This is a genomic window from Mumia spirodelae (assembly GCF_050632745.1).
Classification (GTDB): Bacteria; Actinomycetota; Actinomycetes; order Propionibacteriales; family Nocardioidaceae; genus Mumia.
In genome coordinates, this window is record NZ_JBODSD010000001.1 from 366,760 (window position 1) to 380,828 (window position 14,069).

At 71.7% G+C, this 14,069-nt stretch carries 12 protein-coding genes; 5 read left to right on the forward strand and 7 right to left on the reverse strand.

Annotated elements, in window-relative coordinates; translation table 11 throughout:
- Window position 1 precedes the first annotated feature (1 nt).
- The 3 genes from wecB to ACQSSQ_RS01855 are packed head-to-tail and all read left to right on the forward strand — an operon-like array spanning window position 2 to window position 3,706.
- Complete coding sequence (gene wecB, locus ACQSSQ_RS01845) at window positions 2–1,105, forward strand: non-hydrolyzing UDP-N-acetylglucosamine 2-epimerase (RefSeq protein WP_431326761.1); 1,104 nt, start codon at window positions 2–4, stop codon at window positions 1,103–1,105.
- A complete protein-coding gene (locus tag ACQSSQ_RS01850) occupies window positions 1,102–2,511 on the forward strand; it encodes an O-antigen polymerase (protein WP_431325327.1) in 1,410 nt (469 codons plus the stop codon). Before wecB ends, ACQSSQ_RS01850 begins: the two co-directional genes overlap by 4 nt.
- The gene (locus tag ACQSSQ_RS01855; RefSeq protein WP_431325328.1) at window positions 2,504–3,706 is read left to right on the forward strand and encodes a glycosyltransferase; all 1,203 of its coding nucleotides are present in this window, start codon (window positions 2,504–2,506) and stop codon (window positions 3,704–3,706) included. The genes ACQSSQ_RS01850 and ACQSSQ_RS01855 overlap by 8 nt, the downstream gene beginning before the upstream one ends.
- Here the strand turns inward: ACQSSQ_RS01855 and ACQSSQ_RS01860 are convergent.
- Window positions 3,691–4,890, reverse strand: a complete 1,200-nt coding sequence (locus ACQSSQ_RS01860) for an MATE family efflux transporter (protein ID WP_431325329.1) — start codon at window positions 4,888–4,890, stop codon at window positions 3,691–3,693. The two genes, ACQSSQ_RS01855 and ACQSSQ_RS01860, sit on opposite strands and share 16 nt — an antisense overlap.
- Window positions 4,891–5,023: 133 nt before the next feature.
- Between ACQSSQ_RS01860 and ACQSSQ_RS01865 the strand changes: the two genes are divergently transcribed.
- Window positions 5,024–6,793 carry a DEAD/DEAH box helicase gene (locus tag ACQSSQ_RS01865; protein WP_431325330.1) on the forward strand — a complete coding sequence of 590 codons (1,770 nt, stop codon included), beginning with the start codon at window positions 5,024–5,026 and terminating at the stop codon, window positions 6,791–6,793.
- A gap of 3 nt (window positions 6,794–6,796) precedes the next feature.
- Window positions 6,797–7,942: a mannose-6-phosphate isomerase, class I gene (gene manA, locus ACQSSQ_RS01870; RefSeq protein ID WP_431325331.1), complete on the forward strand. Its 1,146-nt coding sequence runs from the start codon at window positions 6,797–6,799 to the stop codon at window positions 7,940–7,942.
- Window positions 7,943–7,945: 3 nt separating this feature from the next.
- Here the strand turns inward: manA and ACQSSQ_RS01875 are convergent, their stop codons facing one another.
- The 6 genes from ACQSSQ_RS01875 to cysC all read right to left on the reverse strand — a co-directional run bounded on the left by ACQSSQ_RS01875 (window position 7,946) and on the right by cysC (window position 14,001).
- A complete protein-coding gene (locus ACQSSQ_RS01875) occupies window positions 7,946–8,815 on the reverse strand; it encodes an O-methyltransferase (protein WP_431325332.1) in 870 nt (289 codons plus the stop codon).
- Between the two features lie 161 nt (window positions 8,816–8,976).
- Entirely contained in the window at window positions 8,977–10,269 is a 1,293-nt protein-coding gene (locus tag ACQSSQ_RS01880; protein WP_431325333.1) for a sulfate adenylyltransferase subunit 1, read from the reverse strand.
- Window positions 10,269–11,180, reverse strand: coding sequence for a sulfate adenylyltransferase subunit CysD (gene cysD / locus ACQSSQ_RS01885; protein ID WP_431325334.1), 912 nt, complete (start codon window positions 11,178–11,180; stop codon window positions 10,269–10,271). Before cysD ends, ACQSSQ_RS01880 begins: the two co-directional genes overlap by 1 nt.
- 54 nt (window positions 11,181–11,234) lie before the next feature.
- Window positions 11,235–11,894: a lysoplasmalogenase gene (locus tag ACQSSQ_RS01890; RefSeq protein ID WP_431325335.1), complete on the reverse strand. Its 660-nt coding sequence runs from the start codon at window positions 11,892–11,894 to the stop codon at window positions 11,235–11,237.
- Entirely contained in the window at window positions 11,891–12,847 is a 957-nt protein-coding gene (locus tag ACQSSQ_RS01895) for a sulfite exporter TauE/SafE family protein (RefSeq protein ID WP_431325336.1), read from the reverse strand. The genes ACQSSQ_RS01890 and ACQSSQ_RS01895 overlap by 4 nt, the downstream gene beginning before the upstream one ends.
- Entirely contained in the window at window positions 12,844–14,001 is a 1,158-nt protein-coding gene (cysC, locus tag ACQSSQ_RS01900; protein WP_431325337.1) for an adenylyl-sulfate kinase, read from the reverse strand. Before cysC ends, ACQSSQ_RS01895 begins: the two co-directional genes overlap by 4 nt.
- Window positions 14,002–14,069: the final 68 nt, after the last annotated feature.

Consider the following 14,069-nt stretch of genomic DNA (forward strand, 5'->3'; position numbering starts at 1 on the left):
GATGACGATCGTCGGGACACGGCCGGAGATCATCCGCCTGTCGTGCACCGTCGCGCTGCTGGACGCGTCGGTCGAGCACGTCCTCGTCCACACCGGGCAGAACTACGACCACGGACTGAGCCAGGTGTTCTTCGACGAGCTCGGGCTGCGAGCGCCCGACCACCACCTGGGTGTGGACACCTCGTCGCTGGGTCACGTCCTCGGGGAGACGTTGATCGGCACCGAGCGGGTCCTCGAGGTCGAGCGCCCCGACGCCGTCCTCGTGCTGGGTGACACCAACAGCGCGATCGCGGCGGTGATGGCACGGCGCATGCGGGTCCCCGTCTTCCACATGGAGGCGGGCAACCGGTGCTTCGACGACCGCGTGCCGGAGGAGACGAACCGACGGCTCGTCGACCACGTCGCCGACTACAACCTCGTCTACACCGAGCACGCTCGGCAGCACCTGCTCGCCGAGGGAATCCATCCCGGTCGGATCATGCTCACCGGGTCACCGATGAGAGAGGTTCTGACCCGCTACAGGTCCCAGATCGACGCCTCGGACGCCCTCGAGCGGCTCGGGCTCGAGCGCGACGGCTACTTCCTCGTGAGCGCGCACCGGGAGGAGAACGTCGACCACCCGGGGCGGCTCCGGTCGCTCCTGGCCTGCCTCGACGCCGTCGCGCACGCGTGGGACCTGCCGGTCCTCGTCTCGACGCACCCGAGGACCCGGGCGCGCATCGCCGACGCCGGAGCGGTGACGCACCCCCAGGTGCGGTTCCTCGAGCCGTTCGGGTTCTTCGACTACAACCGGCTGCAGCTCGGCGCCGCGTGCGTCCTGTCGGACTCGGGCACGATCTCCGAGGAGTCGGCGATGCTCGGTTTCCCGGCAGTGACCTTGCGGGAGGCGATCGAGCGGCCCGAGGCGATCGACGCCGGCACGATCGTGCTGACGGGGCTGGACGCGGATCTCGTCGTGGAGGCTGTGCGGCTCGTCCGCGAGGACCCGTCCAAGGTCGCGCCGCGGCTGCCGGCGGAGTACGAGATCCCGGACGTGTCGCGGCGGGTCCTGCGCTTCTTGCTGTCGACGGTCGGTCCACGGAAGCGCCCCGGGCCCCCGCGATGACCGAGTCCCGTGTCGTGGACCGTGAGGTCGCCGCCCAGCGCGGCGTCGCGGCGGACCTCGCCGCGCTCACCTGCCTCGTCGCCGCGGCGCTCGTCCTCCTGCTCTTCCAGCAGCGTGACGCCCAGGTCGCCCCGGCGTACGTCGCGCTCGCGGCCACCCCGGTCGTCTGGCTGCTGTTCAAGGGCTCGGTCGGCGGGGGGAGCGTCGTCCGGTGGCTCCTGACCCCCGCCGGTCTGTTGGTGACCTTCCTCTGGGTCGCCGTCCTGGTCCCTCCCTTCGCCTGGGCGCTCGGGCTCGCGACGCCGTGGGAGACGTTCCCTCGGGCGCAGACCACGTGGGTCGTGGCGACCGCGATCGGTCTCGTCGCGCTGGTCCACCTCGGCGCCTGCATCCGCGCGCGCCCCGCGCGCGCGGTGGCGCCTCTCGAGGCGTCCGGTGGGCTCGCCGCGGTGCTCGTGGGCGTGCTGGGCGTCCTGGTCGCGGCCGCGACGATCCTGTCGGAGACCACCGGGGGACTCGGCTACCTGCTCGGCAACCTCCTCGAACGACGTGACCTGCTGACGGGGGCAGGCCCGTTGAACGCGGTCGCCGCGACGGCGGGCGCGGCGGTCGTGGCCTCCTGCCAGGTGCGGATGGCGACACGCGCACAGGTGGTTCTCGCCGCGGCTTGCGCGGCCGCCTACCTCGGCTTCCTGTTCGTGCTGGGATCGCGCTTCACGATGCTCGCCTTCGTCCTCGCCGTCGTGATCGCGCGGACGATCGTCGGGCGGGTCCCCAAGGTCCTGCTCGCCGTGCTCGTCGTCGCCATCGTCCCGTTCAGCCTCTGGTACTCGGTCTCCATCCGTCGGGGCCAGCTCGTCGAGCCGGGCACCGCGGGTGTCCGCAGCGAGCTCCGGTCGGCCGTCGACCCCTTCATCTCCACCGGTCTCGACGTCCTCAACACGCATGCCGCGGTCATCACCTCGCCGACCGCGACCTGGCGCTTCGACGTCGACCTGATCGCGCGCAACCTGACGACGATGGTGCCGCGGTCGTTGTGGCCCGGAAAGCCACAGGCGTTCTCGGTCGAGTTCTCGGAGAGGTTCTTCCCGGTGCAGTGGGCCCGCGGATCCGGCTGGCCGCCGTCGGTGCTCGCCGAGTCGGTGTACGTGTACGGGGTCGCCGGCGCGGTCCTCGTCCTGGTGGCACTGGGGTTCGTCGTCGCCTGGCTCGGTCGCCGGATGAGCGACTCGCGCCACGTCGTGGTCCGGCTGTTCTACCCCTTCCTCGCCGTCGACTGCATCGGCCTGGCCAAGTCCGGGTCCGACGCGTTCCTCCAGCAGATCTCGATCCACGCCGTCGGCATCGGGCTCTTCCTCGTGCTGTGCAGCCTCGTACGCGTGCGTCTCGCGGTGTCCGATGGCTAACCGCGGCGGTGGGGTCCTCTGCATCGACGTCCTCCCGTTCGCCTCGTCGACGCGCACGCGGAAGATGGCGCTCTCGATCAAGGAGGCCCTCCCCAGGACCGACGTGCAGGCGCTCACGCTCCAGCGCGTGGGTCGCACCGGACTCGCCGACCTCCGCCGCGGGTACGAGGAGGGCGGTGTCGCCGTGCACCAGGTGCCGTCCCTGCGGCCGTTCACCCGACGCACCAGGGCGGCGACCGTCGGGAACCTCCTCCTCGTCTATCCGCCGTCCTTGGTCCGGCTCGCGTGGGAGGCGCTGCGGCGCCCGGCGAGGGTCGTCGTCCTCGGCAGCACGTCGCTGTGCTGGCTGGGCGCTCTCCACCAGGCGGTCCACGGCAGCCATGTGGTCGTCAGCGCGCGCGAACGCCTCGGCGGCGTGCGCACCCGGGGATCGATCGGCACCCTGGTCTCACGCCTCGAGCCGCGGATGATGCGCTTTCTCGGCCGGCGCGACGTCACCACGGTCGCCGTGTGCGACGGGCACGCGGACGAGTTCGCGCGGGCCGGCGCGCATGAGGTCCTCACGGTACGGAACGTCCCGCGGCGCGACTTCATCCCGGACCGCTTCCCACCGCCGCCCGACCCGCAGGGACCGCTGACGCTGGTGCTCCTCGGCAGCCTGTACGAGGGGCGCGGCGTCGAGCCGCTCATCAGGGCGGTGGCCCGCGCTCGGCTCCAGGGGCACGACGTCCGGCTCGAGATCACCGGTCGGGCCAGCCCGGAGTACCTCGGCCGGATCCGCAGCGTCGTCCGCGCCAGCGACATCGAGGGACACGTGCGCTACCTGGGGCCCTGCGAACCTGACGAGGTCGCGGAGCGCTACGCGAGGGGCCACGTCGGGACCGCGCTGTACGAGGCGGTGGATCGCGCCAACGACTCGCTGTCGAACAAGCTGTTCGAGTGCGTCGCCAGCGGCAGGCCCGTCCTCGCGGGCGACCTCCCCGAGAACCGCCGCGTGGTCGAGGAGCACGGCCTCGGCTGGACCGCGCCCGTGGACGAGCAGGCGCTGGCCGAGCGCATCGGCGAGATCGCGGCGAGCGCCGGCACGCTGGAGGCGAGGGGACGGCGGTGCCAGGACGTGAGCCGGCGCGAGCTGCACTGGGAGGCGGAGATCGGACCGCTGGTCGAGCGTGTCGGACGCTACGTGACACGCTGACCCCGGTCGTACCGGTGTGCGAGGACGCCGCTCAGTGCGGCTGTCGCGAGGTTGAGGGCGGCCAGCACGGTCGCGACACTCATCGCGGTCCCGATGGTGGCACCGACGACGAGCGTGGCCGTGACCGCGACGACGGCGTGCCCCGTGAGCATCCGCATGACGACCTTCGTGCAGCCGGCGATGCGCAGCTGTGTCGAGAACGCCGTGAGGACGCCGAAGCCGGCGGCCTGCACGGCGAACACCGGGACGAGGTCACGCACGCTGCTCCACGTGTCGCCGAGCAGCAGGGTGCCGAGGTCGTACGGGTTCACGGCGAGGATCCACCCCCAGGCGAGGGCCAGGAGCGCCGACGCGGAACCGAACAGCACGGCCAGCCGTCTCCGGCCCCGGTGGTCGGTGCGCGACATCTCGGGTCCGACGCCGAAGATCAGGAAGGAGGCGACCACGCCGAGCGGCCCGAACAAGGTGCTCGCGGCACGAAAGGCGCCGACGGTCGCCGTGCCCGCCACCAGCGCGAGCCCGTTGACGAGGACCAGACCGGTGCTCGCGCTGGCCGCCGACTCCGAGGCGAGGTGCACACGCCGCGGCTCGCGAAGCATCGCGGCGACGCCCGCGACCCGCAGCGGCGGCCGCGACAGCCCGAGCCAGATCACGACGAGGGCTGCGACAGCCCCGCCGAGCCAGAGCGCGAGGAGGAAGGCCGGCGGGACGCCTCGAGCGACCGAGAGCACGAACCCGACCGCCGTCGCCACGAACCAGGTGACGTCCGAGCCGAGCGCCAGCGACGGGCGCCCGGAGGACGTCGCCGCGAACCGCAGGCAGTCCTGCGCGAGGGCGACGGGGATGGTGGCGGCGAGCAGCGCCATGACGACCGCGTCCGCGGTGGGGAGCACGACGCTCCCCGCGAGGACGAGGACGCCGACCACGCCTCCCAGTCCCGCCGAGGCGGCCATCGAGCGGGCGATCAGCGGCTGTCCGTGCGCCTCGGTGGGGAGGTCGGCCTGAAGGGGGACGCCGATCGTGTTGCGCTGGACGGCGAGCGCGAAGGCGAAGAAGCTGTACGCCACGGCGACCGTCCCGAACTCCGACAGGTCCATGGAACGTGCGAGCGTCAGAAGGATGAGGGAGTTGCTCGTGCTCGACAAGAGCTGGTCGGCGGCGGAGCCGGCAAGGCGTGATCGCACGGCGCGAGGGAGCGCGTACCAGCGTTGCCGTTGCACCGACTCACGATAGGTCTCCAGGCGAGGAACGTCCTGACGAGCGTCACACGCGTACGATTCGTGGTCGAGCGCGCCCGCCCCATAGACTTGACCGGTTATGACTGATTCCGCGCCGAATGACGCGCACCCTTCTTTTGCTGACCTCCTCGCCGACGAGCGACTGGTCCGCGCCCTTGCTGACGTCGGCTACGAATCGCCGTCCCCCATCCAGGCCGAGGCGATCCCGCCGCTGCTCGCCGGCCACGACATCATCGGCATGGCGCAGACCGGCACCGGCAAGACCGCCGCCTTCGCGCTCCCGATCCTCTCGGGCATCGACGTGACGCGACCCGAGACGCAGGCGCTCGTGCTCGCCCCGACCCGTGAGCTCGCGCTGCAGGTCTCCGAGGCGTTCGCCTCTTACGCCAAGCACCTCCCCGGCCTCAACGTGGTCCCCGTCTACGGCGGTGCGGGCTACTCCGAGCAGCTCGCCGGGCTGCGCAAGGGCGCGCACGTCGTGGTCGGCACGCCGGGTCGTGTCATCGACCACCTCGAGCGCGGCCGGCTCGACCTGACGACGATCTCGTACCTCGTGCTCGACGAGGCTGACGAGATGCTCAAGATGGGCTTCGCCGACGACGTCGAGCGGATCCTCCGCGACACGCCGACCAGCAAGCAGGTCGCCCTCTTCTCGGCCACCATGCCGTCGACGATCCGGCGCCTGGCCGACCAGTACCTCACCGATCCGATCGAGGTGAAGGTCCAGGCCAAGACGGTCACCGCCAAGAACGTGCGCCAGCGCTGGCTGCTGGTTCCGCACTTCCGCAAGCTCGACGCGCTGAGCCGCTTCCTCGAGGTGGAGCCGCACGAGGGCGTCATCGTCTTCGTCCGCACCAAGCAGGCCACCGAGGAGCTCGCGGAGCAGCTGCGCGCGTTCGGCCACACCGCGCAGGCGATCAACGGCGACCTGGTGCAGGCGCAACGCGAGCGCGCGGTCAACGCCCTCAAGAACGGGTCGCTGGACATCCTCGTCGCGACCGACGTCGCCGCCCGCGGCCTGGACGTCGACCGCGTGAGCCACGTCGTCAACTACGACATCCCGCACGATCCCGAGGCGTACGTCCACCGCATCGGCCGCACGGGTCGCGCGGGCCGCAGCGGCGACGCCGTCCTGTTCGTCACGCCGCGCGAGCGCCGCCTCCTCGGTGTCATCGAGCGCACGACCGGCCAGCCGGTCACCCCCATGGACATCCCGACCGCGGAGCAGGTCAACGCCCGCCGCGTCGAGCAGTTCGAGGGCGCGATCACCGACGCCCTGGCGACCAAGGATGTGCACCTCTTCCGCGGGCTGGTCGGCAAGTACGCCGAGGCGACCGGTGTCGACCCTCTCGACGTGGCCGCCGCCCTTGCCGTCCGCGTCCACGACGGCCGGTCCTTCCTGCTCGACGCGAAGGACGACATCGTCGTGACCGAGCGCGACCGCGCTCGTGACCGTGGCGACCGTGGCGACCGCCCGGAGCGGCCGCAGCGCCCGACCCCGGACGGCATGGCCGTCTACCGCCTCGCGGTCGGCAAGCGCCAGCGCGCCACCCCGAAGTCGATCATGGGCGCGCTCGCCAACGAGGGCGGCCTCGGACGCTCCGACTTCGGCAACATCTCGATCCGGTTCGACCACTCGCTGGTCGAGCTGCCCGACCCGCTCCCGAGCGGCACCGAGGGCGCGCTCAGTCGCACCCGCATCGGCGGCGAGCTGATCCACCTCGAGCGCGACCGCGGTCCTCGCGGGCGCTCCGGCGGTGGGCCCCGACGCAGCGGCGGGCGTTCCTGGGACAACAGCTCCGGCAAGGGTCCGGTCCGCTCGGCTCGGGCGCCGCGGCGAAAGGGATAGGCGATGCGCGTTCTCGAGACGGTCGTCCAGCCGTACGACTGGGGGTCCTCCACGGTTCTCCCGGCGATGCTGGGTGAGGAGCCGGACGGCAAGCCCTGGGCGGAGCTCTGGATGGGCACGCACCCGCTCGGCGAGTCGACGGTCCGCCTCGAGGACGGGACCACGGCGCCGCTCAGCGAGATCGCCGGCGGGACCCTGCCGTACCTGCTGAAGATCCTCGCCATCGCGAAGCCGCTCTCGCTCCAGGTCCACCCGGAGGCGGTCATGGCGGAGCGTGGCTTCGTCCGTGAGAACGAGCGCGGCGTCGCCCTCGGCGCTCCCCACCGGGTCTTCAAGGACCCGCACCACAAGCCGGAGATGGTCTACGCGCTGACCCCGTTCGAGGGGCTGATCGCGTTCCGTCCGACGGCGGAGGTCTGGCACGTGCTCGAAGGCCTCGAGTCGCCCCTGGCGCGACGGCTGGACGAGGAGCTGCGCGCCGACCCCGGGTTCCCCGGCCTGGTCCGCATGGTCGGCCGGCTCCTCTCGCCGTGGATGGGCCCGACGCAGGACGAGCTCGAGGGCTTCGTCGCCGAGTGCCGGGAGAAGTACGCCACGGGCAAGGACCGCAGGCGCGCGTACGAGACCGTGGCCCAGCTGGCCGAGCACCACCCCGGCGACCCGGGGCTGGTCGTCGCCGCGCTCCTCAATCGCATCCGCCTCGAGCCGGGTCAGGCCGCGTTCGTCGAGGTCGGGGTGCTGCACGCCTACCTCAGCGGTACGTGCGTGGAGGTCATGGCGGGGTCCGACAACGTCCTGCGCGCCGGTCTGACCAGCAAGCACATCGAGCCCCAGGCGCTCGTGGACTGCGTGCGGATGGGCATGGCCGAGGCCCACGTCGTCACGCCGAAGGAGGAGGGCGGCGTCAGCGTCTTCGCTCCCGACGTGGACGAGTTCGCGCTGGCGGTGGCCAGCGTGGACGCGGCCTCGTCGACGGTGCTGCCGGGGACCGGCCCCCGCATCGTGCTGTGCGTCGACGGTGCCGTGCGCGTCGAGTCCGAGACGGGCTCGGTCGACCTCACCCCGGGTCGCTCCGCCTTCGCCGGTCGCGACGCGGGCCCCGTGCACGTGCACGGCACCGGCACGGTCGTGCAGGCCTTCACGCCGTAGCGGTCAGGAGCCCGCACCCTCCTCGAGGGAACGCGCCTCGAAGACCGTCGCGTCGTACAGGCGTCGCGAGACGCGGAGTCCGCGCCCGTGGTGGGTCTCGCGGCTCCAGCGCTCGACGACGTACGCCTCGTCGACACGGTCGGTGTCGTCCAGCACCACGACCGCCCCGTCGCGAAGACGGTCGGCGAGCGCGGGGAACGCCGGGTAGCGCGCGTCGGCCGACGTGTTCCCCGGCGGACCGTCGACGAACAGGAGGTCGACCTCGGCGACGTCGGGGAGGGCCGCGAGGTCGAACCACGGCTGCGACCTCCGCGTCTCCCCTCGAGTCGGCACAAGAGGTGCGTCCACCACCTCCGCGCGACCGTCGAGCCCCCGCCGGCGCAGCTCCTCGCGCGTGGCGGCGGCGAACTCCGGGCTGGACTCCAACGCGATGACGCGGCCCTCGCCGCCGCGGTCGGCGAGCGCCGTGGCGAACCACACGGTCGAGCTGCCGGATCCGCACTCGAGGATCGTCGACACCTGCCCTGACCGGACGAGGTCGAGCATCACGATCATCGCCCACGGGTTCACCGCCCAGCCGCCGAGCTCCGGCAAGGTCGCGCCGTCGGGGGCCAGCCGGTCGTACGTCCGGCCCAGCTCGACCGTGGCGCTCGGGGTGCGCTGGGTCGCCGCGAGGGTGAGCGCGACACCGGTGCGCACGGTCCACAGGTACACGGCGAGCCAGACGAGACCCGCGAGGAACGACGCGGACAGCGCGGCGACCGCTTGGGCCGCGTACCCGCTCACACCGACGACGACACCGACGAGGGCGAGGGCTGCCGAGGTCGGCAGCGCGACGCGAGCGAGCGCAAGGGCACGACGCTTCCTCGTCATCCGGCCCCCGTCCCGACGTCTCGCATCGTTCGCAGGTCTATCGCGCCGAGGGAGGGACCGCAACCGCGAGGGGACCGGTCTCCGGCCACCGGGTTGACCTCCTGACGCACGAAGGCCCGCCGGGGACTCCCCGGCGGGCCTTCGTACGGCGGTGGTCGGCGTCAGCCGTTGATCATCCCCGCACCGACGGTGATGCCGGTGGCCTCGTCGACGAGGATGAAGGAGCCCGTGGTCCGGTTCTTCTCGTACGGGTCGACGAACAGGGGCGCCGTGGTCCGCAGCTTCACGCGCCCGATCTCGTTGAGGCCGAGCTCCTTGGTCTCCTGGTCGCGGTGGAGCGAGTTGATGTCCAGGCGGTACTGGATGTCCTTGACCAGGGCACGGGCGTTGCGCGTCGTGTGCTTGATCGCGAGCTTCTGGCGCGGGCGCAGCGGCTCGTTGGTCATCCAGCAGATCATCGCGTCGATGTCCTGCGTGGGCGTCGGGGCGTTCTGCGGGCGGCAGATCATGTCGCCGCGCGAGACGTCGAGGTCGTCGGCCAGACGGACCGTCACCGACATCGGAGGGAACGCCTCGGAGACGGCCTGGTCGAAGAGGTCGATCGCCGCGATGCGGGTCGTGAACCCGCTGGGGAGCACCTGGACCTCGTCGCCGGGCTTGAGCACGCCGCCGGCGACCTGGCCCGCGTAGCCGCGGTAGTCGTGGAACTCGTCCGACTTCGGACGCACGACGTACTGCACCGGGAAGCGCGTGTCGACGAGGTCGCGGTCGGAGGAGACGTGGACGTTCTCGAGGTGGTGCAGCAGCGACGTGCCCTGGTACCACGGCATCTTGTCGCTGCGCTCGACCACGTTGTCGCCCTGGAGCGCCGAGATCGGGATGATCGTCAGGTCCGGGATGGTGAGCTTGGCGGCGAAGGTGTCGAACTCGTCGCGGATCTTCTCGAAGACGGCCTTGTCGTAGTCGACGAGGTCCATCTTGTTGACCGCGAGCACGAGGTGCGGCACCCGCAGCAGCGAGAGGATCACCGCGTGGCGACGGCTCTGCTCGGTCAGGCCCGTGCGGGCGTCGACGAGCACGAGGCCGAGGTCGGCGGTCGACGCGCCGGTCACCATGTTGCGCGTGTACTGAACGTGGCCGGGCGTGTCGGCGATGATGAACTTGCGCCGCGGCGTCGCGAAGTAGCGGTAGGCGACGTCGATCGTGATGCCCTGCTCGCGCTCGGACCGCAGCCCGTCGGTCAGCAGCGCCAGGTCGGTGTAGTCGTAGCCCTTGTCCTGCGAGGTGCGCTCGACGGCCTCGAGCTGGTCCTCGAAGATCGCCTTCGAGTCGAGCAGCAGACGGCCGATCAGCGTCGACTTGCCGTCGTCGACGGAGCCCGCGGTCGCGAAGCGCAGGAGGTCCATGCGCGGCGTGCCGGTCTCGGTGGTCGTCTCGGTGACGGTGGCGGCCATCAGAAGTAGCCCTCCTTCTTGCGGTCTTCCATCGCCGCCTCGCTGAACCGGTCGTCGCCGCGGGTCGCTCCGCGCTCGGTGACGCGGGCGATCGCGATCTCGTCGATGATCTCGCCGGTCGTCGCGGCAGCGGACTCCACGCAGCCGGTCAGCGTCATGTCGCCGACCGTGCGGAAGCGGACCAGCCGCTCCTCGGCGGACTCACCGCTCTTGAGCGTCAGGTGGTCGCCGGCCGACAGCAGCATGCCGTCGCGCTCGACCACCTCGCGCTTGTGGGCGAAGTAGATCGACGGGATCTCGATCTTCTCGCGGTGGATGTAGTGCCAGACGTCGAGCTCGGTCCAGTTGGACAGCGGGAAGATCCGCATGTGCTCGCCCTCGGCGATGCGGCCGTTGTAGAGGCTCCACAGCTCGGGACGCTGGTTCTTGGGGTCCCACTGGCCGAACTCGTCGCGGTGGGAGTAGACGCGCTCCTTGGCGCGGGCCTTCTCCTCGTCACGACGACCGCCGCCGAACGCCGCGGTGAAGCCGTTCTCCTCGATCGCGTTGAGGAGCGTGCCGATCTGGAGGCGGTTGCGGCTGGTCTTGCCGTCGTCGACGACGATGCCGTCGGCGATCGCCTGGTCGACCGAGGCGACGATCATCCGCAGCCCGAGGCGGTCGACCCAGTTGTCGCGGGTCTGCAGCACCTCGGGGAAGTCGAAGCCCGTGTCGACCTGCATCACCGGGAACGGGATGCGCGCCGGGTAGAACGCCTTCTCGGCGAGGCGGAGCATCACGATGGAGTCCTTGCCGCCCGAGAAGAGCAGCACCGGCCTCTCGAACTCCGCCGCCACCTCACGGAAGATGTGGATGGACTCGGCCTCCAGCTGGTCGAGCTGGCTGAGCCGGTAGTCGTGCATGGGGGTCACCAGGGGTTCTCCCGTCGTTCCTTCGTGGTTCGGGTCGCGGAGCGAACGATCATCCTACCGAGCCTCCGTGGCGGCAGACGTCGCCGCCGCATCGTGGATGGCGGCCGTGCGGTCGCTATGGACGATACCGACGGCGAGCAAGAGCTGGCCCGCGAGGTAGGTCACCATCACCCAGACGTCGCCCGGCTCCGGCCGGGCCAGGCCTGCCAGGTCCAGGGCGATGAGGGTGTCGGAGAGCAGGAAGAGCGCGCCGCCGACACCGGCCGTCAGGCTCACCCCGAAGGCCGTCACCGCCGTCGCGGTGAGCAGCAGGGAGTAGACGACGATCGGGATCCGCAGGGCGGGCTCCTCCTCGCCCAGCGGTCCCCAGAGGGTGGCGATCGTCGCGCCCCACGCGACGACCCCGACGACGAGGGCCCACCACCGCTGCTTCAGACCGCCGAGGGCGCCGTGGCGGACGAACCACGTCACGTAGCAGACGTGGGCGGCGCCGAAGCCCGCCATCCCGAGGACGAACAGGCCGTCGACCTCCAGCGCCACGTCGCCGACCCAGGAGAGCAGCAGCGCCGCGACCAGGAGGCGGGGGCCGTGCTGGCGGTACACCCACCAGGCCAGCGCAGGCATCAGCAGCGCCTTGGTCACCGAGGCTGCGATGCCGGCGTCGAGCGCCACGAGTGCGACGTGGACGACGCTCAGGACCAGGAACGCGATCATCGGGCCTCCTCGCTCGCGCGGCGTGCGCGCTCGACGTCCTTCTTCTCCGCGAACAGGTCGACGCCCTCCGGGACGCCGATCCGGTTGCGGAGCAGAGCCCACGCGATCGGACCGAGGATCACCATGCCCGCGGCGATGAGGCCGACGGCGACCGGCTCGACGCCGAGGAGCGTCAGACCGGTCAGCGTGAGGACCACGACGATGCCGCGCCGGACGATGCCCTGCGGGACGCGGTTGGCGATGCGGGCGCCGAGGTAGGTGCCCGGCGTGCCGCCGAGGATCAGCGGGACCAGGACCTCGATGTCGACGCCCGTGACGATCACGTGGGTGATCGCGGCGGAGAGGACCAGCGGCACGGCCTGGACGAGGTCGGTGCCGACGAGGCGGACGGCAGTGAGCGTCGGGTAGAGCAGCAGCAGCGACACCATGATCAGCGAGCCCGACCCGACCGAGGTCACGCCGACGAGGAGACCGCCGACGGCGCCGACGAGGAACGTGGGCAGCGGGCGTACGGCGGGGTCGTCGGTCGTCATGGGGCGTCCGAGGCGGGCGGCACGGACGTTGAGGAACGAGCGGAGCGTGTACGTCGCTGCGGTGAGGATGAGCGCCCCGCCGATCGCCGTCTTGACGAACGCGGTCTGGTCGTCGGCACCGCCGATCGCCTCGATGATGAAGGCGCCGGCCGCCGCGGTCGGGATCGAGCCGAGCATGAGCCAGCCGGCGAGACGCCAGTTCGGGGAGCCCTCCCGCGCGTGCACGGCCGCGCCCACGGACTTGTTGACCGATGCCGCGACGAGGTCGTTGGCGACGGCGGCGGTGGGGTTGATCCCGAGGAAGATGAGCGCGGGCGTCATCAGGGCGCCGCCGCCCATGCCGGTCAGCCCGACGACGATGCCGACGCCGAAGCTGACCGCGAGGATCGACAGCGCGCCGAAGGTGAGGATCTCGCTCATGCAGCGCTCCACAGGCCGGCCGCGACGAGCGCCCCGACGACCTCGTCGAGGACGTCCTGCACGGTCCGCCCGGTGGTGTCGACCGCGACCAGCGCGTCGTCAGGGACCTCGTACGGCGACGAGATGCCGGTGAACTCCGGGATCACGCCCGCGCGCGCCTTCGCGTACAGGCCTTTGCGGTCGCGCCGCTCGCACTCCTCCAGCGGGGTGGCGACGTGGACCAGCGCGAAGGAGCCGCCGGCCTCCTCGACCATGGCGCGCACCTGCTTGCGGGTCGCGTCGAACGGGGCGATCGGCGAGCAGATGGCGATGCCGCGGTGGCGGGCGATCTCGGCCGCGATCCACCCGATGCGCGCGATGTTGGTCTCGCGGTCCTCCTTGGAGAAGCCGAGGCCCTTGCTCAGGTGGTGGCGGACGACGTCGCCGTCGAGGCTCGTGACCGTACGACGGCCGTCCTCGAGCACCAGGTCGTACAGGGCGCGCGCGATCGTCGACTTGCCCGACCCGGAGAGCCCGGTGAAGAAGACGACGAGCCCGCGCTCGTCGAGCGGGGGCTGGTCCGCCGCGACGACGGCCGCCACGCGGTCGGTCGGCGTCCCGGTGCCCGCAACCGCGAGGACCTCGTCGGCGTAGGCCGCGAGGACGGCAGCGGCGAGGTCGGCGTCGTCGGCGGGGTCGGGACGGCGCGCGAGGGCGACGGCGACGACCGGCCGGTCGGGGAGCGCGGCGAGCGTCGCGCGGACGAGCGCGGGGACGGTGACGGTACGGCGCGGGTCGGGGCCGCTGCGGACGAGCAGGACGGCGTGGCGCCCCGTACGCTCCTCGGCGGCGGTGATCGCATCGACGTCCTCGGTGGTCAGCGGCTGCTCGACCAGGACCGCGATCGCGTCGGGGTGGGCCGCGCGGACCTCGGAGGGCGGAAGGTGCAGCCGACGGAAGGCGCCGTACGTCGGCTGGTCGAGGCCGTGGACCGTCCCGGACTCGGGGTCGTACGTCGCCAAGGGGAGGCCCTCGGGGTCGAGGAGCTCGACGGGGCCGCGGAGATCGTCCGGCACCGCGACGTCGAGACGGCGGTCCGCGGGCCAGGCGCCGAGCAGGACGAGCTCGAGGTCGGCGAGCTCGCGTGCGTCGGGGGTCCACTGGGCATCGCTCACGAAGGCGATTGTTTCACGCGATATTGAGAACAATGGTCGGCGTCCGCATTTGCCTCCGCTTGCTCTTG